This window comes from Streptomyces sp. HmicA12 (genome assembly GCF_000373565.1).
GTDB lineage: Bacteria > Actinomycetota > Actinomycetes > Streptomycetales > Streptomycetaceae > Streptomyces.
Window position 1 is genome coordinate 26,067 of sequence record NZ_KB891819.1, and the last position, 21,194, is coordinate 47,260.

General features: G+C 69.5%; 23 protein-coding genes. 8 read left to right on the plus strand and 15 right to left on the minus strand.

Features of this window, described 5'->3' with window-relative positions; genetic code table 11:
* Nucleotides 1–45: 45 nt before the first annotated feature.
* From B072_RS0126100 to B072_RS0126125, 6 genes are all read right to left on the minus strand, one after another.
* Nucleotides 46–699 carry a NucA/NucB deoxyribonuclease domain-containing protein gene (locus B072_RS0126100; RefSeq protein ID WP_018532899.1) on the minus strand — a complete coding sequence of 218 codons (654 nt, stop codon included), beginning with the start codon at nucleotides 697–699 and terminating at the stop codon, nucleotides 46–48.
* Nucleotides 696–1,394, minus strand: a complete 699-nt coding sequence (locus B072_RS0126105; protein ID WP_234018926.1) for a WXG100 family type VII secretion target — start codon at nucleotides 1,392–1,394, stop codon at nucleotides 696–698. The genes B072_RS0126100 and B072_RS0126105 overlap by 4 nt, the downstream gene beginning before the upstream one ends.
* A 177-nt stretch (nucleotides 1,395–1,571) precedes the next feature.
* Nucleotides 1,572–2,033, minus strand: coding sequence for a type VII secretion target (locus B072_RS45700; protein ID WP_018532901.1), 462 nt, complete (start codon nucleotides 2,031–2,033; stop codon nucleotides 1,572–1,574).
* 44 nt (nucleotides 2,034–2,077) lie between these two features.
* Nucleotides 2,078–2,548, minus strand: coding sequence for a hypothetical protein (locus B072_RS45705; protein ID WP_018532902.1), 471 nt, complete (start codon nucleotides 2,546–2,548; stop codon nucleotides 2,078–2,080).
* 228 nt (nucleotides 2,549–2,776) lie between these two features.
* Entirely contained in the window at nucleotides 2,777–3,247 is a 471-nt protein-coding gene (locus tag B072_RS0126120; RefSeq protein ID WP_018532903.1) for a hypothetical protein, read from the minus strand.
* A gap of 173 nt (nucleotides 3,248–3,420) precedes the next feature.
* Complete coding sequence (locus tag B072_RS0126125) at nucleotides 3,421–4,092, minus strand: hypothetical protein (RefSeq protein WP_063746469.1); 672 nt, start codon at nucleotides 4,090–4,092, stop codon at nucleotides 3,421–3,423.
* A 114-nt stretch (nucleotides 4,093–4,206) separates the two neighbouring features.
* Between B072_RS0126125 and B072_RS0126130 the strand changes: the two genes are divergently transcribed.
* The 5 genes from B072_RS0126130 to B072_RS0126150 all read left to right on the plus strand — a co-directional run bounded on the left by B072_RS0126130 (nucleotide 4,207) and on the right by B072_RS0126150 (nucleotide 7,961).
* Nucleotides 4,207–4,557, plus strand: coding sequence for a hypothetical protein (locus B072_RS0126130; RefSeq protein WP_018532905.1), 351 nt, complete (start codon nucleotides 4,207–4,209; stop codon nucleotides 4,555–4,557).
* A 161-nt stretch (nucleotides 4,558–4,718) separates the two neighbouring features.
* Nucleotides 4,719–5,042, plus strand: coding sequence for a hypothetical protein (locus B072_RS0126135; protein ID WP_018532906.1), 324 nt, complete (start codon nucleotides 4,719–4,721; stop codon nucleotides 5,040–5,042).
* Complete coding sequence (locus B072_RS0126140; RefSeq protein WP_018532907.1) at nucleotides 5,039–6,112, plus strand: WXG100 family type VII secretion target; 1,074 nt, start codon at nucleotides 5,039–5,041, stop codon at nucleotides 6,110–6,112. The genes B072_RS0126135 and B072_RS0126140 overlap by 4 nt, the downstream gene beginning before the upstream one ends.
* A gap of 356 nt (nucleotides 6,113–6,468) precedes the next feature.
* Nucleotides 6,469–7,524 (plus strand): hypothetical protein, encoded by a 1,056-nt coding sequence (locus B072_RS0126145; RefSeq protein ID WP_158689247.1) that lies wholly within the window; start codon nucleotides 6,469–6,471, stop codon nucleotides 7,522–7,524.
* Nucleotides 7,525–7,595: 71 nt separating this feature from the next.
* On the plus strand, nucleotides 7,596–7,961 hold the full coding sequence (locus tag B072_RS0126150; protein ID WP_202539613.1) for a hypothetical protein: 366 nt from the start codon (nucleotides 7,596–7,598) through the stop codon (nucleotides 7,959–7,961).
* Nucleotides 7,962–8,052: 91 nt separating this feature from the next.
* On the opposite strand, the gene B072_RS0126155 is transcribed toward B072_RS0126150, so the two are convergent.
* The 6 genes from B072_RS0126155 to B072_RS0126180 all read right to left on the minus strand — a co-directional run bounded on the left by B072_RS0126155 (nucleotide 8,053) and on the right by B072_RS0126180 (nucleotide 11,885).
* A complete protein-coding gene (locus tag B072_RS0126155) occupies nucleotides 8,053–8,343 on the minus strand; it encodes a WXG100 family type VII secretion target (protein ID WP_018532910.1) in 291 nt (96 codons plus the stop codon).
* A gap of 83 nt (nucleotides 8,344–8,426) precedes the next feature.
* Nucleotides 8,427–8,753, minus strand: a complete 327-nt coding sequence (locus B072_RS0126160) for a WXG100 family type VII secretion target (RefSeq protein WP_026246313.1) — start codon at nucleotides 8,751–8,753, stop codon at nucleotides 8,427–8,429.
* Nucleotides 8,754–8,988: 235 nt separating this feature from the next.
* Nucleotides 8,989–9,615 (minus strand): hypothetical protein, encoded by a 627-nt coding sequence (locus B072_RS0126165; RefSeq protein WP_018532912.1) that lies wholly within the window; start codon nucleotides 9,613–9,615, stop codon nucleotides 8,989–8,991.
* An 89-nt stretch (nucleotides 9,616–9,704) separates the two neighbouring features.
* Nucleotides 9,705–10,064, minus strand: coding sequence for a hypothetical protein (locus B072_RS0126170; protein WP_018532913.1), 360 nt, complete (start codon nucleotides 10,062–10,064; stop codon nucleotides 9,705–9,707).
* A gap of 80 nt (nucleotides 10,065–10,144) precedes the next feature.
* Nucleotides 10,145–11,410 carry a hypothetical protein gene (locus B072_RS48340; protein ID WP_051127298.1) on the minus strand — a complete coding sequence of 422 codons (1,266 nt, stop codon included), beginning with the start codon at nucleotides 11,408–11,410 and terminating at the stop codon, nucleotides 10,145–10,147.
* Between the two features lie 121 nt (nucleotides 11,411–11,531).
* Nucleotides 11,532–11,885 carry a hypothetical protein gene (locus tag B072_RS0126180; protein WP_158689248.1) on the minus strand — a complete coding sequence of 118 codons (354 nt, stop codon included), beginning with the start codon at nucleotides 11,883–11,885 and terminating at the stop codon, nucleotides 11,532–11,534.
* 143 nt (nucleotides 11,886–12,028) lie between these two features.
* Between B072_RS0126180 and B072_RS0126185 the strand changes: the two genes are divergently transcribed.
* Complete coding sequence (locus B072_RS0126185; protein ID WP_018532915.1) at nucleotides 12,029–12,685, plus strand: hypothetical protein; 657 nt, start codon at nucleotides 12,029–12,031, stop codon at nucleotides 12,683–12,685.
* Nucleotides 12,686–12,768: 83 nt separating this feature from the next.
* Here the strand turns inward: B072_RS0126185 and B072_RS0126190 are convergent, their stop codons facing one another.
* The 3 genes from B072_RS0126190 to eccE all read right to left on the minus strand — a co-directional run bounded on the left by B072_RS0126190 (nucleotide 12,769) and on the right by eccE (nucleotide 17,935).
* Nucleotides 12,769–15,162, minus strand: coding sequence for a MinD/ParA family ATP-binding protein (locus tag B072_RS0126190; RefSeq protein ID WP_018532916.1), 2,394 nt, complete (start codon nucleotides 15,160–15,162; stop codon nucleotides 12,769–12,771).
* A 224-nt stretch (nucleotides 15,163–15,386) separates the two neighbouring features.
* Nucleotides 15,387–16,718: a hypothetical protein gene (locus B072_RS49360; protein ID WP_018532917.1), complete on the minus strand. Its 1,332-nt coding sequence runs from the start codon at nucleotides 16,716–16,718 to the stop codon at nucleotides 15,387–15,389.
* On the minus strand, nucleotides 16,718–17,935 hold the full coding sequence (gene eccE, locus B072_RS0126200; protein WP_018532918.1) for a type VII secretion protein EccE: 1,218 nt from the start codon (nucleotides 17,933–17,935) through the stop codon (nucleotides 16,718–16,720). Before eccE ends, B072_RS49360 begins: the two co-directional genes overlap by 1 nt.
* A gap of 414 nt (nucleotides 17,936–18,349) precedes the next feature.
* On the opposite strand from eccE, the gene eccB reads away from it, so the two are divergent.
* Entirely contained in the window at nucleotides 18,350–19,837 is a 1,488-nt protein-coding gene (gene eccB, locus B072_RS0126205) for a type VII secretion protein EccB (protein ID WP_026246315.1), read from the plus strand.
* A gap of 31 nt (nucleotides 19,838–19,868) precedes the next feature.
* On the plus strand, nucleotides 19,869–21,113 hold the full coding sequence (gene mycP, locus B072_RS0126210) for a type VII secretion-associated serine protease mycosin (protein ID WP_018532920.1): 1,245 nt from the start codon (nucleotides 19,869–19,871) through the stop codon (nucleotides 21,111–21,113).
* The last annotated feature ends 81 nt before the right edge of the window (nucleotides 21,114–21,194 follow it).

Consider the following 21,194-nt stretch of genomic DNA (forward strand, 5'->3'; position numbering starts at 1 on the left):
ATGCCCGGACGCCCGGGACGCCCGTACGCCCGTACGTCCCGGGCCTCAGCGCACCGATATCTTGACTCTGGTGCCGTCCGGTAAGCCGCGTACGGCACTTCCCATGGCCGACCCGGAGCCTTGGTTGTCCTTTGCCGCGATGTACTGGACGCTCGCGCCCGTTCCGCCCTCCTTGTACATGGCCGGAGGGTATTCGTCCCGGTCTCTCGGGCTGTCGGTCGGAATACCGCGGAGCGAGTCGGCCCGGTTGTCGTCCGCCCCGTTTCTGTCGATGGTGAGGACGTCGGGCTTGGCCGGGCCCGTCCGGCTGTCGTCGCCGCGCCAGATGGTGCCGCTCTGGGCGTCCTCGATGTGCTGGGCGGACTCCGGGTACTTGTTCCTGTCGAGGACGAGTTCGGCGTCGTAGTCGGTCTGGCCGCCGGTGCGTTGGTTGAAGTCGCGTCGCGCGTCGGCCTGGTTGCGCATCCTGCGGCGCGAGCCCTTGCCCGTCTCGCCGCCGTTCTTCGCCACCTTGTTGGCGAGGCTGACGAGTTCGTGGGCGTGCTGCGCGTCCGCGTCCTGGATGTTCTTGACGACCTTCTTCGCGCCGTCCCCGACCTGGCTGTACATGTCGCCGACGGCCTTGGCGGCATCCTTGCTGAGTTTCCTGCCGACGCGCTGTGCGGCGTCTTCGAGGGCCTTGGCTATGGGATGGCTCATCCGAACGACACCCCCGCCGTGGCGCTGCTGAACTTGGCCGCGTGCCCGGCGACTTCGTCGGAGTGTTTCTTGAAGTCATCGGCATGCTTGAGCAGTTGGTCGGGGTGGATGGAGAACCCTGTGCCGGCGCCCGCGCCTGCGGAGTCGGCTATCGCGTCGGAAGCCGCTTCTACGCCCTTGAGGACCAGGCCCTTCAGGGCGCGGCCCACGATCTCCTCAAGCGGTTCGACGGCCTGGGCCGCGAGGTGGGCCACGATTTCCTCCAGGGCGCGTTCGAGGAGCTCGTTCACCACCTTCTTGGTGACCTGTATCAGCGCCGCCTCTGCTGCCGCCGCGGCGCCCAGAGTGAAGACCGCCGCCGCGGCTGCCGCCGCCAACTGGATCGCCACAAAGACGAGTTGGGCGATGACGGCCATCTTGGCCGCGACGATCAGGTCCGCCGCGATGTCCAGGGCGACGGCCGCGACCTCGCACCCCTGCATCAGCTCGGTCATGTGGCTGGATGCCAGTCGGCTCCACGTCTCGGCGAGCCGGTCGTACGACGAGCCCTGGTAGCAGGCCGCCATGGCTTGGATGGTCGCGGACGCCTGCTCCTGCGACGACCCGATGTCGCCCGCGAACGTGCGGACGTGACCGGCGAATTCACGGACCGCGTCCTCGTTCACCTGAGGCCAGTTCAGCCCCATCATGTCCATGACCCAAACGAGCTCGCCCGGTAACTCGATCGCCATGAGCTCCCCCAACCCACTTGCGGCGGAACAGCCCCGTCCGCAACACACGTTCGAGGGTAGTTCACGGCCGTTGCGATGCGGGCTCGTCGCGTGTGGGTGATTTCGTGCAGAACGTGGAACGCTTCCTCTCCTGCGGCCGCGTCAGCCGAAGGGGTTCTCCCCAGCGGTGGGCCGCGTGCTGATCGAATCACCTTCGTACGTGGGCATGTTGGTTCCGTAGGACGTACGTGGATCACCCGCTCGGCGCAGCGCGGCGGGCAGCTCGCCGGGCGCCGCCTGCGCCGTAGTGGCTCCCCCGTCCGCACCCAGGTTCTCGAAGTCCTTGCCGGTGCGCTCGTCGTTCCACTCGTGCCCGTCGGCCGAGGAACGAAGGTTGGCCGCCCCTGCCTTCGTCCGCGCGTGCAGGCCGTCCAGCGCCGGTTTCCAGCTGGTGGCGATGCTCGTCAGGGCGGATCCGAACGACCAGCCGGAGAGCGAACTTCCCGCCGTGTCGGCCTCCTTGACCGCCTTGTCCGCCGGGCCCTTGAGATCCTCGGCTATCGCGTCGGCGGCTTTGGCGGAGGCGCGGAGCTCGACGGGGTCTACGTGCGTTTCCTTGGACATCCTCGGCCCCCTTCGGCCTGTCTCTCGTGGGGTGTCTCGTGGTCTCAGAATTGTTGTTGCTTGACGCCGGGCGGGAGCATGCAGGGGGTGCGTACGGCGAAGGAGAATCGCTGGGGCTTCGTCTTCCCTGATCCGACTGTCTCGGCCATGACCCGGTAGTTGTTCTTCTCGTTCTCGGCCCACAGAAGAGCCGAGCTGTACGCGTCCTTGAACTCGCGGTAGTCCGTGACCTTGTATCCGTGCTTCTGGAGCGAATCACGCAGGGTCCGCACCATCTGCGTGTGTTGCGTTGAAGGCGCCGACGAGTACACGTAATAGAAGAGGCTGTACCGGCCGTCCTCCGCGAGCTCATCGTGAGCACCGGTGCACTCCTCGAAGTTCACCTTTTCCGTGGTGGGGACAAGCTCTGCGCCGGACGCCTCCGCCATGTACGCGGTGAAGTCCTTGGCCCACTTCAGGGCAGCATCCCGCTCCGTACGCGGCAGTGGCGCGTTCTTGTCATCGTTCTGGGACATGCACCCTCCGGTCGTGAGCAGAGCAGCGGTAACGGCGAGAGCCACACAGGAAGATCTGGCCCTAACCCGCAACGAGCGGGGTTTCCGGGGGATACACCTTCGGTACTTCACGGGGAGGCCTTCCAGCGATGATCAGTCCCTGGTTGTCAAGGGATCGGCTGTGCTCATCCCAATAGCCGCTGTGGCCGTGGGTGTCGACTTCGAAGTTGTTGCCGCCGAACGGTGCGTTCAACGGGCTGTGATGCGCGCGCGGTACTCGCCGAGCAGGCCGCTGCGGTCGGCGACGATCTGCTGCGCGTCCGGGTCGTTGCGCGGGAGGTCCGCCGTCGTCGGATCGGTCACCCAGCCGTCGTCGTCGACCTCGAAGCGGTCCTCCTCGGCGCGCCGTACGGCATTGCGCAGCGCGGTCTGGGCCGATTCCATCCAGATCCGCGTGGTGTCCACGACGCGCGCGACGGCCATCGCCTCGGTCTCGACCACGCCCAGCCGCGACTCGACGTCCTCCAGGAAGAACAGCGCGCTGTCGGCGTCGTCGCCCTTCCAGGAGCGGTGCAACGGCCCTGTCACATGCGCCCGGTGACGATTCGTCAGCGCATCCATCGTGGTGGAGAGCTTGCGCCACGCCGTGACGCACGCCTCCGCGTCCGCCTTCGCGTCCGAGAAGTCCTGCTTCAGTAACCGCGCGAACTCAGAGGCCATGACGGACTCCGGCCGCTCTCGCCGAATCCCGGGTACTCCACGAACTCAGCCGCGAATTAAGCCAATTGGACATTACGCGAAGCCCCCGCCCCGAATGACCGTCATCAGCACTGCGGTCACCGACTGTAGGGCAGGAGTAGAAAGTGTGTACGCCCTTCACGAACTCCGTGCAATCACGTCGAAGGCACGGTGGTTTTCCGGGTCCGTTCCCTGTGCCCCTTGCGGTCCGGAACTCCCATGTGGCCGCTCTCGCGCTGCGCCTCGCCCAGCCACAGGTGAGGGACCTGGGCCCGGATCGCCTCGACGAGCGGGCCGCGGGCGCCGGGCGTCACCGGCAGGCGGTACCGCAGGCGAGGGAGTGTCGGCTCCAGCGGCGCCTCGTCCCGCACCAGGGGCCACAGGACCGCGTCGTCACGGTCGAGGGGACCGCTCGGGCACAACTCGATCGAGTACACCTTCACGCCCCGGCCCATCGTGCTCCAGTACAGGCCGACGGCGGCGAGGGTGTCCCAGGGGATGACGTTCTGCGCCGTGCCGTTGTAGAGCCACAGCCCGGTCCCGTCGACGCTCACGGTCGACTTGCGGGCCGCCCAGGTGTTGAGCAGCCCGGCGACGCTGATGAAGCCCATCAGCCCCCCGATGACGACGCCCCCGATCCCCTTCGGGCTGGGCTCCGCGTCGCCCATGCCGACCAGCACGCCGACCCCGCCCAGCAGCACGAGCCCGCTGATCAGTGTGAGGAACGCGGTGAGCGGCAGCATCCGCCGGGAGGCCCGCTGACCGGTGCGGATCACTGTCGCGGAAGGGGACGGGGAGAGTCCCTGCGGAGTGTGGGGAGAAGGCATGCGCGGAGTGTAGGGAAGCGCGCACGGGCCCAGCCAGACGCGAACCGACGGCTAGGCTCCGCCCGGCATGAGTGACCGCAGGAGCGTGCTACGGGGATGGAAGGTGCTACGGGGATGACCGACGAGCCGATGTCGCGGCAGGAACGCGTGGAACGGATGCGGGCGCGGTTCCAGGATCGGGGGCGGCCGGGCATCGCGGCGGACAGCCGGCGCGACGCCCGCCAGACGCGCCGCATCTACCTGCCGTTGGCCACTGCCGCCTCGGTGATCTGCCTGGTGCTGATCGGCGTACGACTGCAGCGCGGCGACGCCGTGGGCCTCTGGCTCGCGCTGTACGCGGTCGGCGCGCTGGTCAGCGGCGCGGGGGCGCTGCTCGCCAAGCGGGGGCACACGCGGTGGGCGTTGGCCTCGGTCGCGGTGGGGGTCGGTCTGGCGGGGCTGGGCGACGCCCCCACCATGCAATGACACGCTCGCTCGCCGTTCTCCAGGCAGCAGACCTGCAGTGGCCGCCGCGCACAGCCCTCGAGACTTGCACCGAGGAACTTCAGGCCGCCTTCAAGCGTGACGGCTGAGCCGCTAGAGTTAAAGCGTAGGCAAAGTCGTTGCGTGGGAGGGGAGTTGAGCGCGTGGCCGACGACATGTACATCGATGAGTCAGGGCTCAAGAAGCTAGGAAAGAGTTTTGAGGCGTATGCATACGACCTCGAAAGTTACATCAAAGAATTCAGCTCCAAGACCGGGAGTGAGCAGATCCACGACGGATTCGGCGTCCTCACAGAGTCCGAAGAAGTGACCTCCGCGTACATCGACTTGGCTGAGCACATGGTGAACTCGCTCGGCAACCTGCAACGCCACTTGGACGACATCGGCGCAGGCATCCGCGAAAACGCAAACAACACAGAATCCGCGGACGACGCCATGGCCGACCTGTTCAATGGAGGCAGCCAGTGAGTGACGAGAGCGTTGCCGAAAAGGTCTACGAGGCAGGCATCGAGATTATCAATCCCGGTGGCCGCCCAGATGTGCTGCGTGACGCCGCGCGCGGCTGGCGATCCATGAGCAAGCACCTCGATGGCATGTTCTCCGAGCTCAACAAACAAGTGGAGAGCACACTTGGCGATCACTGGCGAGGGGATTCAGCCGACGCCTTTAAGGCTCACTGGGACGAGCTGACCAAGGCCGTCGATGAGACGCTCCCGGTGTTCGAAGAGGCAGCCAAAGGCTTGGACGAAGCCGCGGACTCCATCGAGGAAATCAACGACGAGATCCACCAGATCTACCTGGAGATCGGCGTCTCGGTCGCCGCGGGCGTCGCGTTGTCTTTCGTGACACTGGGATTCGGTGCGGCTGCCGGTGCTGCCAACGCCGCTCGCCTCGCCGCGCAGGCGGCCCGCGCGGCTACTCGTCTGGGCGCCATTCTGAGCAGGGTGGCCAGAGCCTTCCGTGCTGTGCAGACCTTCGCCCGTGCGGGAAAGTGGCAGCGGTTCCTGGTGGAGATGGGCACTCAGTACGCAGGAGGGTTCGCCTCCGGAGTGGGGACCAGTCTCGCCAGTGGCAAGGGACCCGAATGGCAGGACAACGCCATCAACGCCGGGTACGGCGCACTCGGCGGTGCCGGCGTTGGCGCTGCTGTCGGTGGGAGGCTGGGCGGCGGAATCATCGAGAGCACGGTGTCCGGCGGTATCGGTGGGGCCGGAGCGAGCGTCGTGGGAGACCTGACCAACAATGCGATCAAGGGTGAGGACAATGACGCCACCCAGATCGCCATCGGCGCGGTCGCCGGCGGTCTCGGGGGTGCCGCGGGAGGTGCGGCCACTCATCATGCGACGAACGTGCCAGGACTCAACGGAACACGTGAGCTCGGCATCGACGTCAATGTCAACGGTGCCATCGGCCTGGGAGCCGGGGAAGCCGGCAACGACGTCAAAGACGCCCAGGAAGACGCCTCAAAGGAAAACGTGAAGGGCGCGAACAGGGTGAAGGACAAGCCTGATACCGAGAAGTTCGGGGCATTCGGATGAGTGGGTTGGGTATGGGGTCGATAAGTGCGGGGGCGGTTCGGCTCGGGCGACGGGTCTGCGTTCTCGGGGTCGCCGCTCTTGTCGTCATGACGGGGAGCTGGCTGTTCCTGGGGGCGGGGCCGGTCAGGGCCGTGGTGGCGTGGGCGGGGCTTGTCGTTCTCGTCGGGTGCGTCGGGGCGGTCGCGGGGCAGGTGCGTTCCGGCGGGCGCGTCTCGCGTGCGGAGGCTTACGGGGCGGCCCTGGCGTCGGTTCAGGGGGCGGCTGGTACGAGGCCGAGGGGTGTGCCACCGGCGCCGGGGACCCTGCACGGGACGCGTTGGGTCTGGATCCGGGTCACGTCGGTCGCGGTCGCCGTGGTGAGCACGGCCGTACTCGCCGCCTGTCTCGGTTTCGCTCAGCCCGAGCGTTCCGCGACGGCTGCCGCGCTCGCGGATGCCGGTTACGTGGTCGAGGAGTTGCCGATCGTCGCCGTCGACGACGCTGAGGCCGCCGGGAGCAGTTCGCGGAGTGCGACGACGGCCCGGTACACCGTAGAACTGCCGTCGGCGAGCGGGGGCGAGGCCACCGCCGCGACGTTCCGCGCGTACAACGGCAAGGGCGTCAGAGAGGTCGGCGAGACCTACCAGGTCGCCTACGCGCCGGAGCGGCCCGGTCTCGGCGCAGTCGGCGACACCTCGGCCGAGGCCGTCGAGGCGCGGCTCGCGGGGCGTGCCCTGCCGTACCGGAACATCCCCTTCGTCGCGGCAGGTTGGGCGATCGCCGTCGTCGTGGCGGTCGCCGTGGCGACCGGTGTAGCGTCGCGGCCTCGCCGTGAGCGACGCGTGGCCGGCGACTGGGTCGCCGTGCGGGCGACCGTGGCCGGACAGGCGGAGCACATCGAGGTTCAGGAAGGGAAGCAGGGCGAGGGCAAGGGCGGTGCGCATTCCAGCCGTTACGCGTGTCTCGTGCTGCGGAGCGAAGCGGGCGAGGACGTCCCGCTGGCCGTCGCGGCGAAACTGTCGGCTGCCGCTCCCCTGCTCACCGGCAGCGCGGGCTGGCTGTTGTGGAATCCGCTGGGGGGCGGCGGGGCTGACGGCAAGGCCAAGGTCACCGCGGACTTCGTCGCCGACGACGGCTGGCAGTTGCCCGGCCGCGTGCCCGGTGCCGTCGCGGCCCGGATCGCCGCCGGGCCGCGCGGACCGCTACCGACCGACGACGGGCGCCGCACCCGGCTTCTCGAACTCGGGGGCTTCTGGCCGCGCACGGTACCGATGGGTCTCCTGGTCGGCATGCTGGTCGCGGCGGTCGCCGTGGGCGCTCTGCTGATGCCGGTGAACGGTGGCTGGCGGACCTGGACCGCGCTCGTGATCGTCCTCGCACCGCTCCTCGGTCAACTGCTCGCCAAGGAGGCGGACGCTCCGGTGGCCGCATAGGAACAGCAGGGGGACGGGTGTTGAGGAATTTTCGAAAGTATTGCTAGGTTGCGGCTCCTCTGGCCCTGTCCATGGCCATCAACGGCTTTTCCGCGGCAGACGGATTTCCCGAAGTGGGCAGCAGCAACTACGACAACCAGGCGGTGTACGGCGTGAGCTTCTTCGGTGAGGGTGAGGACCTCGAACGTTTTCTGTCGAAGGGGCGACTGCTCAGCCTGGCAGCGGTACCGATCTTTTGGGGACTGTTCATCTTCTTCATCGCGGAAGAGGGCTGGCGCTTCGGTTTCCTCATCGGTTTCCTGCTGCCGCCGGCCGCCGCGTATCTCGGCCTCGCCGGCCACCGCGAGGTGCGACCCGGCCTGACGGCGCTCGCCTGCGCCATCGCTGTCGCCACGGTGCCGTTGACCATGGGACTCACGTGGCTCGAGGCCCACTGAGCACCACGCTCCGAGAACGCCGCAGGGGGCGGCAGGTGCATCCGCACCTGCCGCCCCCTGTCACCTAGGCCATGTGCCTACGCGGGACGCGTCACGACCAGACGTTCGTGTTCCGCTGCTCCGTCTGCTGGTAGTTCTGAGCAGCCGTGTCCAGCGCGCGGGCGATGGACTCAAGCGTCGAGTGGAGGGACGCGGCGCGCTGGTCCCACTCGTTCTGCTTGGCCTGGTAGCCCTCCTGGGCCGCGCCTTCCCAGCTCGACGCGATGCGCTTGACGCCGGCCTCGAGGTCGTCGAGCTGCTGGCGCACGTTGCTGGCGGTGGACTTGACGTCCTGGGACGCCTGGGAAATGGTCTGGAAATTGACCAGAACCTGACCGGACATGATCTCTCCCCCGGGGGATTGTGGACGGACGGTGAGGAAGCTCTACGAGCTCGTTGAAACGATGGCGCGCGGTGCGGTCCGGCTTAGCCGAACGGCGAGGCCTCGGCGCCCGAGGAGATGTGACCGATGGACGCGGCCTGCTCCTCTTCGGACGACTGGTAGTTACCGGCCGTCGCGTCGATCGCTTCCTTGATCTCGTTGAGGACCCGGTTCAGCGCGGTCGCGTCCTCGTTCACCTGGTTCTGCAGGTTGTTGTACGCGGTGGCCGCGCTGCCCTTCCAGCCGGAGGTGATCGAGTCGACCACCGTCTGCAGGCGCTGGATCTCACCCTGGATGGACTCGTTCACCTGGGAGATGCGGCCGCTGAACGCGACCATCTCCTCGTGCGTGACATTAAATTGACCAGCCATGGCCACTAGCCCCCATGAGAGTTCGACTTCGGTCCCGCAGCACTCCTGTTCCCCTGGGAACATTGGGCGCGGGTGGCACTTCTCGGGAGTGCCGCAACTGTACTTTAGTCACAACCGACACGGTCACCAAGGTGGTTCCCGGTGATCGACCGCACTGTGACACGACCCTCACATTGTCACGAACACAACATGCGGCGGCGCCGGAGCGTTCGGCCCGACTCGCGCTGTCGGCGCGTCAGTAGAGGGCTGCCACCAGCCCACCGCCGGCCGCGATGAGCACACCGAGGCAGGCGAGTCCGATGAGCAGCGGACGCACCGGGCGCCAGCGGCCCAGCCCCTGCCACGCCTGCCGCAGATGGATGTAGCCGTACGGAGGGTCCCGGCGCCACATGTAGTTGGGGCGCGGCGCGTAGCCGGTGAGGACGCCGAACAGGCCGACGGTCACGGAGACCGTACCGAAGCCGATCAGGTAGAGGCCGCGGGCGAGTTCGGACGGGACCAGCTCGTGGGTGGCGTACTCGGAGTACCTGGTCGGCAGCTTGAACGCGGGCAGTCGCTCGCCCGGTTCGAGGCGGCCGATCCGCTCGATCGAGACCCCGGTCGCCGTCTTCCCGTTGACGTCGTCCGCGAAGGTGCCCGTGCACGTGTAGTGGTCGACGGCGAGTTCGCACGACTGGACGCGGAGGGTGCCGGGGTGGGCGGTCACGGTCAGGTGCCCGTTGAGGGCGCCGGTCCCGGCGAGCCCGATGAAGAGCCCCACCAGGATGATGAACGCTCCGCTCAGCCAGCCGGCCAGATGCCGCAGTACGTAGGCGCTGCCCGCTTCCGCGCGCTCCCGCCAGTCGTCAGGTGTCACAGTCATGGTGGTGCCAGTTCCTCGTCAGCAGACCGGACGCGCGCCGAGCCGCACAGGGCTCGGCCGCTCCGGGAAGATCATGTCGGGGTTCACCCTCAACGAATGCGCTTGTCCCGCTCGGCTCCGCCACGCTTCGGGTCCTCGTCCGGGTCGTAGTCGCGCACCTTCTGCCGTTCCTGCGGCGACATGTTCCGCCACTGCTCGCGCAGCGGTGCCAGGCCCTCGCCGAGGGCCCGGTGACCGGACGGGCTGTCGAGTACGTCCTTCAACTCCATCCGGCCGGACAGGAGTTGACGGGCGAGGTCCTTGAGCGCCGCCGGAGCGTTCGGCATGTCGCGGACCTTGCGCAGGGAGTCGGTGAGGTGCTGGTTCTGGTCCTCGGTGAGGTTCTTGTCCTCGATGGGATATTCGCGCTCGCCGAGCGGGTCGGCGTTGTTGCGGTTACCGGTGCTCATGGTGTGGGAGCTCCTCCTGGGAAGGGTGACGGCGTGGTCGTACGTGGATCAGCGGCGGTCGGTGCCGGTGCGGCCGGTGCTCAGCCGAACGGCGTGGCAGGGGCCGACGCCGGTTCGGCCTGCGCCGGGACGGAGGTACCGCCGGACTCGGACGATCCGCCACCACCCGAGGATCCACCGGACTCCGACGTCCCGCCAGCCCCTGAGGAGCCACCGGACCCCGACGCCCCGCCGCCCTCGGAGGACCCGCCCGCCGGTGAACCGCCGTCACCACCGGAGCCGCCGGAACCTCCGGAACCGCCGTCACCACCGGAGCCGCCCGAACCGCCCGAACCTCCGGAGCCGCCGTCGCCACCGGAACCGCCGGAACCGCCGCCTTCCGACGTCCCGCCCGCTCCCGGCTCCTTCTCCTCGCCCGTGGCGGTCTCGTAGAGGTCTCCGACGCCGCCGGCCATGTCGCTGAAACCGCCCATGTCGCCCGAGGCCACGGCCGCCGCGCCCTTGTAGACGTCTCCGCCCGCCGACGTCTTGAACTCGTAGCCGCCGTCGTCGCCCTCCTCGAACTCACCGGCGACCTTGCCGAGCGTCGGGTTGACGGCGGCCACACCGAGTCCGGTCAGGCTGTCCCCCAGCCCGTCCCCCGCGCCGAACGACGACTTGATGGCCTGGCTCGACAGCTCACTGGCGACCGACTTGGCGGTGTCGACCGCGAGCTCCTTGCCCAGGTCCTTCGCCCGCTCCTTGAGAGCGTCCTTGGTGAAGTCCTTCGCCAGCTCCCGGATCATCTCCTTGGCCTTGACGACGACCTTCTCCTTGACGGACTGCAGCGTGGCCTGCTCGACCTTCTGCGCCGCCTCCTCCAGAGCCTGCTTGACCAGCGCCCTGATCATGACGACCCGGGCCGCGAACGCGGCCTCGGAACCGCCCAGCGTGACGACGGCGGACGCCTGCGCCACGGCGAACTCGATGGCCAGGTCGATGAGTTGGACGATGACGTAGATCTTGAGGGCGATCACGATCATCGCGCAGACGTCGAGCATCGCCGCGAGCACCTGGGCCGCGCCGGCCAGGCCGTCCAGGTAGCCGATGCCGTGTCCACCGATGCCGAGGCCGCTGTCGGCGAACTTGTTCCACTCGGCGATGAAGGCGTCCGCGGCGTCACCCAGGTTGGCGCTCTTGACGGCGTTGGCCGCCGTGATGCCCTCGGACTGGTACTCCTGGACCGCCTGTCCGAAGTCGCGCCATTGCTGCGCGGCCTCCATCAGCTTGTCCTCGTCGATGTTCGGCCACTCGAATCCCAGCAGGTCGAGAACCCAGTCGAGTTCGCCGGGCAGCATGATGGACACGGTGTTTCCCCTCAAGACACAGGTCGCGGAGTCGTCGTACGACAGACGCGGGTACGGATGCAGTTACGGGCGCGCGAGCGGGAGCGGGTCGGAGACCGGCGCTCAACCGCTCAGGGTCGGATCAACCTCGGTGCTGCTGGGCCGCCTGCATCAACGCCTGATAGTGACCCTGCTCCGTCTGGTCGTACTGCTCGGCCATGGACGTGAGCTTCTCGCCGATGCCCTTGAGGGCCTCGCCGAGGTGTTCGAGCGAGTCGACGATGCCGCCGCTCACCGGCTCGTACACGGTGAGGAGCGTACTGACGACCTTGACGTCGTCGTCGCCCCAGCCGTCCTCGAGCTCCTTGAGCTTGTCGCCGAACGCCTTCGACTTCGAGGAGAAGTCCGAGGCGATCTCGGCGAAGGCTCGCCCCTGTGTCCTCAGAACGTCCGCGTCGGCGTCGAAACCCGAACCCGCCATGGTGTTTTCCCCCATTGGTCCTTACTTGTGCCATCGGCCCCTGTCGCGGCCACAGTCGAGCTGCCTGCCGTACATTAGTCGACCGTCGTCGCGGGGCGCACAGCGCTCACACACCCCTCACACGCGACATCAGTGAACCCGAAGGAACACCCGTCTCCATGACCAGCCCCCCACAGACCCGCCCGAAGAAGTCCCTCGGGCAGCTTCATCCGCTCGGATACGCGCTGCTCCTGGGATTCGTGGTGATGACCGCCGTGTTCGGCTTCCAGACCTTCTCGAACTTCGGGCAGTTCGGAAAACAGGGCACATTCGCCGTGAAGGACTGCGAAAGGTCGTATTCCCACAACAGTACGTCGCACCGCAGGCGTTCGAAGTCCGACGTGCGCGCCTCGTGCGGAGGGACGTTCCGTTCCGACGACGGTTCTTATGTGGACAAAGAGGCGCGCGTCACCATCGGCAGTGGCGATGCGCCGAGCGACGACGGCAAGGCGTACGTGGCGCGGCTGATCGACGCCGACGTGTCGGGCCTGCGGCTGCACGCCCAGCGCTACGACGGCGGATTCCTCGCCGCGTTCAACGGTGACTACGACCTGGTCAACCGTGAACGCGCCCTGAAGTCGGCGGGCATGGCCAGTGGCGGCCTCATCTCCCTGGGGCTCGGCATCTTCTGCATGGCCGGCGACTGGCCCCGGGTCGGTGCGCCGACGCTCAAGGAGACGTGGCGCGGCGTCATGGGAGCGCCCAGCCGCATCGCGGTCCTGCTGTTCCTGGGCCTCGGTCTCCTGGGCCTCGTGGGATTCTCCGCCGCGGCCTGAGTCAACAGGCGGGCGAGCAGGGCGAGTTACGAGGAGGGGCCCCGACCGTGCGTGACGGTCGGGGCCCCTCCTCGTACAGCTGTCTACTGCGGCGGCTGCTGGGTCCAGCCCGACGGCAGTCCACCCGGCTGCTGCGGCGGCTGCTGTTGCTGAGGCTGCTGCTGCGCCGGGGGCTGCTGGGGGTAGCCGTAGCCCTGCTGAGGCTGCGGCGCCGGGGGCTGGGGCGCGTACCCCTGCTGCTGGTAGCCGGCGGGGGGCATGCCGGGCTGGCCGCCGTACATGCCGCCGGCCTGCATCTGCGTCTGCGCGCGCTGTGCGTAGTCCTCGGCGATCAGCGCCGCGATCTCGAAGTACGCCTCGCGCGTCTTCGGGCGCATCATGTCGAGGTCCACCTCGGCGCCGGCCGCCAGGTGCTCGTCGAACGGGACGACGACCACGCCGCGGCAGCGCGTCTCGAAGTGGCTGACGATGTCGTCCACCTTGATCATCTTGCCGGTCTCGCGGACACCCGAGATGACGGTGAGGGAGCGCTGGACGAGGTCCGCGTACCCGTGCGCCGACAGCCAGTCGAGGGTCGTGCTCGCACTGGAGGCACCGTCGACCGACGGGGTCGAGATGATGACCAACTGGTCGGCCAGGTCCAGGACTCCACGCATCGCGGAGTAGAGGAGACCCGTGCCGGAGTCGGTCAGGATGATCGGGTACTGCTTGCCGAGGACGTCGAGCGCGGCGCGGTAGTCCGCGTCGTTGAAGGACGTCGAGACGGCGGGGTCCACGTCGTTGGCGATGATCTCCAGGCCGGAGGGCGCCTGCGAGGTGAACCGGCGGATGTCCATGTACGAGTGCAGGTGCGGGATGTTCTGCACCAGGTCGCGGATGGTGGCGCCGGTCTCGCGCCGCACGCGGCGGCCGAGCGTGCCGGCGTCCGGGTTGGCGTCGATCGCGAGGATCTTGTCCTGGCGTTCGGAGGCGATCGTCGCGCCGATCGACATCGTCGTGGTCGTCTTGCCGACGCCGCCCTTGAGGCTGATGACGGCGATCCGGTAGCAGGACATGACCGGCGTGCGGATCAGCTGGAGCTTGTGCTGCCGCTCGGCCTCGGCCGCCTTGGCGCCCAGCTTGAACTTGCTGGGCCCCTTGTTGTTGTTCCGCCGCTTGGGCTGGTTGCGCAGGAGGCGGTCGGAGCTCAGCTCCACCTGTGCGTTGTAGCCGAGCGGCGCGCCCGGCGCCGAGCGCTGCTGGCCCGCGTTCGGGTCCCAGCCCGCACGCGGGTCGACGGCCGGCTGGGGGTACGGGGTCGGGGCGGGGGCGGCCTGCTGCTGGTAGGGCTGCGGCTGTCCGTACGGGGCCTGGCCGGGCTGCGGTTGGGGCTGGGCCGGGGCCGGCGGCTGGGGCTGCTGGGCCTGGGGCTGGGGCTGGGGCTGGGCCGGCTGCTGCGGGTAGCCGGGGGCGGGCTGCTGCGGGGCGGGCTGCCCGTACGGGCCCGGCTGTTGCTGAGGCTGCTGCGGAGGCATCGGCTGGGCGGGGCCGGGCTGGGGCTGACCGTAGCCGTAGCCCGGGGCCGGGGCCTGCTGCTGGGGCTGCTGCGGTTGCGGGTAGCCGTAGCCCGGGGCGGCGGGCGGCATCGGCTGGGCCGGGGGTTGAGGCTGGGCCTGCGGCTGCTGAGGCTGCTGCGGGTAGCCGTAGCCACCGGCGGCCGGCGCAGGCATCGGCGCACCCGGCATCGGCTGCCCCGGGACCTGCTGCTGCGGCTGCTGCGGTTGCGGGTAGCCGTAGCCCGGGGCGGCGGGCGGCATCGGCTGGGCCGGGGGTTGAGGCTGGGCCTGCGGCTGGACCGGGGGTTGGGGCTGCGGTTGCTGAGGCTGCTGCGGGGCGACCGGCGCGGGAGCGGGGGCGGCAGGGGCGGCGCTCTGTGCCGTCGGATCGACCGGAGGGGCCGGAACGGCCGGAGCTGCTGCCGGTGCGACGGGTGCCGCCGGAGCCGCGCCGCCCGCATCACCGGCAGCGGGATCGGCGGAAGGGGCCGAGGCGGCCGGCTCGGTCGCGTTCGTCGCGGTCTCGTCGTCGGAGCCCGCCTCGGCGGCACCGTCGTCCTCGTCATCGTCGTCGCCCCACAGATCACCCGTGGGGTCGACCACACCGGAACGGTGGCTCGACGCGGCGGGGTCGGCGGGCGGGGCAGGCGGCGCGGGCGGTGCCGGTGCGGCGGGCGCGGCCGGGGCCGACTCCCCCGCGCCCGGGCCGCCGAGGCTCGGGAATCCCGGCGCGGCCGCGGCGGCGGGCGGGCCGGGCGGAGGGCTCGCCGGCGCGTTGGACGGTGCGGTGGAGGCCGGTGCGGCGGGGGGCTGCGCGGTGCCCGATTCGCCCGCGTTCGTGTACCAGGACGGCGCGTCGAAGTCGAGGTGGAACTCGCCGGTCAGTTCCGTCTCGATCGATCCGTCACCGAGGTCCGGGTTCCGCTGGTCCCGGTCACTCATCACTGCGCCTCCTGGTCTTGGCTGTGCCTCTGAACGACCGGGCCTGGCGCGGTTCCCCCGTCGCCCCCACCGCTTCAGCGGTCCCGCACCACATGCGTCATTGCCGTTCGTCGGGACAGCCTAAACGCTGTAGGGCGGCCACCGTAAAGACGGTACGTATCACTCTCATACCGTCCTGGACGGGACCGCCCATCGCGCTCGGACGTCTCGGACGCCCTCTGACGTCAGTCCATCCGGCGCGGGCCCCCGAGGAGCCCGGTCTCCGGATCGGTCGGCTGCACCATCACGTACTGGTGCTTGCCGCCCGCGATCCAGAGCATCGTCGCGTCGCTGAGCGTCGGCAGCGTCTGCGTGAGCTGCTCGGGCAGCCGCAGCACCCGGCCGATGACCTCCGCCTCCTGCGGGGAGACGCTCTGCAGGCCGATCACGTCGGCGCGGGTGAGCAGCCGCGGCGCGCGCGGGCCGAGGAACGGCACCACGGTGACCGTCGACTGCCAGGGCACCGGGGCGAGTTGGGACCGCCCGGGCTGCGCGCCCAGATCCCGTACGACGAGGACGGGGCTGGCCACCGACGCACCCTGCGCGGCGAGCTGACGCGGCTCGTACACCGTGACGCACTGCAGGCCGCCGCCCGCGGCCTGGGCCATCGGCGCCCACGCCTGGGGCCGCACCGACTCGACGGCGATCCGCGCGCCGATGGCGGCGGTGCGCAGCGCGATGATCTGCGCGGTCCACATCGAGCCGACGATGACGGCCTCGATGGGCTTGGGCCGCAGCACGTCGAGGACGGCGGGCATGCCCTGCGGGTCCACGCCGATGACGACGCCGTCGTCACCGACGCTCACCCCGAGCGAGCCGAGCGACTTCTTCGGCAGGACGTGCCGCCGCCTGCGCGGGCCGCGCAGCCCGTAGCCGGCGTGGCTGAACTCCTCCTCGAACTCCGCGAAGTCGTCGTCGTCCGCGTCGGGTTCGTCGGGCAGCGCCCGGTGCGTGGGCCGGCCGGAGCCGACCTCGGGCGCGGGGGCGTACGTCATGGTGGTGGAGGTGGCGGCGGGCTCCGGGGCGGCCTGCTGCTGTACGTGACCGACGCCGCCGACGTCTCCCTGCGCGGGCACGCCGCCCTGGAACGGGGCCTGCGGCTGCGCGTACTGCTGCTGGGCCGCCGCCTGCTGCTGGCGCTGCTGGTCCTGCCACTGCAGGCGCCGCGCCTCGGCCTCCTCGGCGCGCCGCTGCTCCTCTTGGTAGCGGGCCCGCAACTGCCGCTGTTCCTCGGCGTATTGAGCGGCGGCCTGCTGCTGTGCGGCCTGCTGTTGCTGCGCGGCTGCCTGCTGCTGCGCGGCCTGTTCGGCGGCGGCCTGTTGCGCGGCTGCTTGCTGGGCCGCCGCCTGCTGAGCCGCCGCCTGCTGCGCGGCGGCCTGTTCGGCGGCCTGCTGCGCCTCCCACTGCCGGCGCCGCTCGGCCGCCTCGGCGGCTCGTCGCTGCTGTTCGGCGTACTGCTCGGGGGTCAGCTGCTGCGCGCGCGGGTCCCGGGGGTCCTGCTGGTCGGGGGTGCTCATCAGTGCGTGCCTCCGAGGGGAAGGGTGGCAAGGAGGCCGGGCAGCTGTTCCCGGTCGAGGCGGACGAGGCCGACCTTGAGAGCGGAGGAGGAGCGCTCCAACTCGCGCTTGGCCTGGTCGAGTTCGTTCTCGCTGCGGGCCGAGAGGCGTACGTGCCCGCTGAGTTCGACGTCGTCACGTCCGGCGCCCGAGACGGCGAGGGAGACGGTGGTGGCCATGGTGCGGGTGGTGGACAGCCCGCCGGCGATCGCGCCGAGCGGGGTTCCGCCCCGGCCGATCTGCGGCCAGGTGCCGATCCAGTACGAGGAGTGCCAGCGGTCGTCGCACCGCCAGGCACGCACGGTCTCCTCGGTACGCGGGCCCGAACTGCCGCCCCTCGATTGGGCGTTGAGGTTGGCGCGCGGGTTGACGCAGGCGGCCATGGACAGCGCGGAGATGATGCCGTTCTCGTCCAGCGCCTCGGCGCGGAAGCCGAGCCCGTTGAGCCGGCTGATCAGCTGGTCCGAGGCGCGGAGCAGGGCGCGCTGGGCACCGCGCACGCCGCCGCCGCGGGCCTCGATGGCCTCGGGGCACAGTTCGGGGTCGAGCTTGAGCGCCACCCACGTCATGCGTACCGCGGGGGCGCCCGCCTGTGCCTGGACGGCCGCGTACGCCTGCGCGGCGACGGCCTGCGGCGGCAGGTGCGGGGCCGGGGCGGGCTGGGTGTACTGCACCAACTGCACCGATTCGAGGTGGATGTCCTCGACGTCCAGCGAGTCGGCGAGCAGGTCGACCGGCAACGGCCGTGCGTCACCCTGCGGCCGCAGCGGCCCGGCCGCGGAGTCGACCTGGACGAGAGTCGTCAGGAACGTACCGTCGCCGACGAAGCCGACCAGACGCCGGTCGCGGGACTCGTACTCGTACGTGCGCAGCGCCGGGTCCGCCTCGAGCAGCGGCGCGAAGGAACTGTCGATCTCGACGGGCGGGGGCCCCACGAAGGTTGCGCGACGGCGCTTGAGCGCGCGGCCGATCGCCATCCACTCAGGGAACGGGTGGCGCCTGCGCCGACCGAGGTTGAGGAAGACGAGCAGCCCGCCGACGACGGCGGCGGGCGCCATGAGCATCGGCTTGATCGCGGCGGCGGCCACGACGAGCGCGAGCGCGATCTGGATGATGAGCACATGGTGCGCGCTGATCGGTCCGAGGCTGCCCGCCTTGCGCGGCAGCTTCGGGCGCACCGGTCCCGCCGGCTGTGGCGCGGCGGCCGCGGGCGGCGGCTGCGGCGTACCGCGTCCGCTTCGTCGGGCGGGCGGGCGACCCTGCTGGGGCCGACCCGTTCCACGCCGCCCGTTCGGGGTCGGTCGCCCCTGATTGCCGCGCTGTCGGGTCCTGCTGGCGCTGGACATCCCCCGCCCTGCTCCTTCGCTCGCTTCTGTGGGTGACCCGCCCGGTCCGGACGGGTACCTTCGGGTCCGCCGTGATCGCCGGGCCTTAAGTTTCGCTGGCGCGCTGAAAATTGATACCCGTACGCCAAGGGCCGATCATCACACGGCATAGTAGAGGCCCGTGCGGCGCGTGCGCCGGGGGTGGTCGAGAAGTGGACCCAGGGAAGTACCACTACGGTCCAGCTAGGACGGGGAGATTACGTAACGATGGCATCACGTCGCGATGAGCTGAATGCCTACAACTTCTCACGGAAGCGGACAGTTGCCGCTTTCCTGAAGCCGCTCCCCAACGGCTCGGTGGAGTCGGCGCCACGACCGCTGAAGCATGCGATCTCCGGCATCGTCATGAGCGTGGTGATCCTGGCGGGCTTCGGCGCCTGCGGCTTGATGAGCCCCGTGGCGCCAGAGGGCTGGGACACCCCCGAGGCCGGGATCATCGTCACGGATCCGTCGGCGACCAGGTACATCGTCCTGCCGTCGGCCAAGAAGAGGAAGGACGGCAAGGACATTCCCGTTCTGCACCCGGTCCTCAACCTGGCCTCGGCAAAGCTTCTGCTGGACCCGAAAAAGTCCAATGAAGGTTCGGTGAAGACCGTCAAGGAGAAATTCCTCGACGAGTCGGATATCGCGCAGGGTTCGATGGTCGGAATTCCGTACGCCCCCGACCGGCTGCCGAGCGTCGAGGACGCGGGTACCTCGAAGGTGTGGGCACTGTGCCAGCAGACGAGCGCCAGCTCGGACGAGAAGTCGGTACAGCAGACCGTCTTCGTGCTCGACGACAAGGACGCGAAGACGGTCACCGAGAAGGGTTCGGGCAAGCTCGCCAGCAGCCAGGCCCTGTACGTCCAGGACAAGCGCGGCAAGCAGTACCTGGTGAGCAGTTCGGGCGTCGCGTACGAGCTCACGGGTGACACCCCGGAGGAAGTCGAAGCGCTCGTCCGCACACTGTTCGGCAACGCCGCGGAGCCGCGCACCGTCACGGACGCCTGGCTCAGCACCCTCGGCACCGCTCAGGAGCCGATCTCGATGCCGTCCGTGCAGGGCGACGGTGGACCCTCCAACGCGGGCGTCCCGTCCAAGTTCCGCACCACCGGCACTCTCCTGCAGACCCGGAACGGCCAGCACTACCTCGTCGAGAAGGACCGGGTCATCGCCGTGTCGGACTTCCAGACGACCCTGCTCAAGGAGACGCTGGCCGACCCGCGGACGCAGACCATCCAGCAGAACAGCTTCACGCCGGACCCCGGGACCCTGACAGGCGGCGCCAAGTGGCCCACCCGGGCCATCTCGTGGGCCAACAGCGGGCCGAACGACACCTCCTGCTCCGTCTTCCACGGCGACAAGTCGTCCGGTCTGACCACCTGGACCGGCTCGTCGTTGCCCATCAGTTCGGTGGCGGCGAGCGCGTCCTCATACGTCAGCCCCGGCAGCGGCCTGCTCTACCAGGAGGCGGAGGGCAACTCGAGCACCGGCTACAACTACCTGGTGACCGACACGGGCCTGCGCTACTTCCTGCCCGTCGGCAACGACTCCGACGACAAGTCGGGCAACGAGAAGCAGGACGTCAACCAGGCGAAGATCCGTCTCGGCTACGAGAACGCACGGAAGGTGTCCGTGCCCGCCCAGTGGTCCAAGCTCCTGCCGTCCGGGCCGAACCTGACGACCGAAGCCGCCAAGCAGACGCAGAATTCCTAGGGGGAGCAGAACCGTGGCATCCATGGCATCCATGGCCTCCTTCCCGGCCGCGCGTCGCGCCGCCGCGGCGCTCGCGGCCACCGCCGCACTCGCCGGGCTGACCGCGACGCCCGCCGTGGCCGATGGCACCGACCCCCAACTCGCCAGCACCGACTGCCAGTTCGGCGGCAAGGTCATCAAGGGCACACCGTGGTCGCTGCAGCGCGTCATCACCAAGCAGCTGTGGGAGGGCACATCGCTCAGGGGTGACGGCATCACCGTCGCCGTCATCGACACCGGCGTCGACAAGAACAACCCGCAGCTCGCCGGCAAGGTCCTCCCGGGGAAGTCGTTCGCCGGGAAGGGTTCCAAGGCCACGGCCGACAGCGTCGGCCACGGCACGAAGGTGGCCGGCATCATCGCGGCCAAGGACGGTTTCACCGGCACCGGCTTCCACGGCATGGCCCCGGACGCCCGCATCCTCCCCCTCCAGACCAGTACGGCGGAGGAGGGCGGCAATCTGGCGACCATGGTCGCCGCCATCAAAGCGGCGGTCGACGCGGGTGTCGACGTCATCAACATCTCCCAGGGCACGACGGCGGACAAGGCCCAACTCCCCACGCTGCAGGCCGCGGTGGACATGGCGGAGCGCGCGAAGATCCTCATCGTCGCCTCGGCCGGCAACGACGGCGCGTCCGGCAAGCCGACCAACACGTACCCGGCGGCTCTCGACAACGCCAACGTCCTGTCCGTCGCGGCCTCCGACCGCAACAACGAACGCGCCGTGTTCTCCACGCCGAACGAGCACGTGGACATCGCGGCCCCCGGCGTCGACATGGTCTCGACCGTCCCGATCAGCGGCCAGTGCGTCGACCAGGGCACGTCGTTCTCCGCCCCGTACGCGGCCGGGGTGGCGGCCCTGATCAAGCAGAAGCACCCCAAGTGGACGCCGGCCCAGATCATTTGGCACCTCGAGGCGACGGCGACGCGCTCGCACCCGGCCCACGACAAGAACGTCGGCTGGGGTGTCATCGACCCCGTCACCGCGATCAAGGACGAGACGGAGCCCACCGGCCCGGTCACCGACGCGGACCTGCAGGCGGCGGAAGCGACGAACCGGGGCGACGACGAGAAGATCATCCCCGCGAAGCTGACCCTCGGCGAGACCCCGGCGGAGCGCAACGCCCGTTACGGCACGTACCTGGTGATCGGCGGCGGACTGCTGCTCGGCGTGATCTCGGCAGGGGCGATGGCGCGGCGCGACTGGCTGCGCAAGCGCGGTGCTGACGTGCTGTGAGGTGCCACGAGGTACCGGCGCGCGCCTGTGAGCGCTTTGTGAGGAAACTTGTAAGGGTGCAGTAAAGCAAGGCACCCTGTA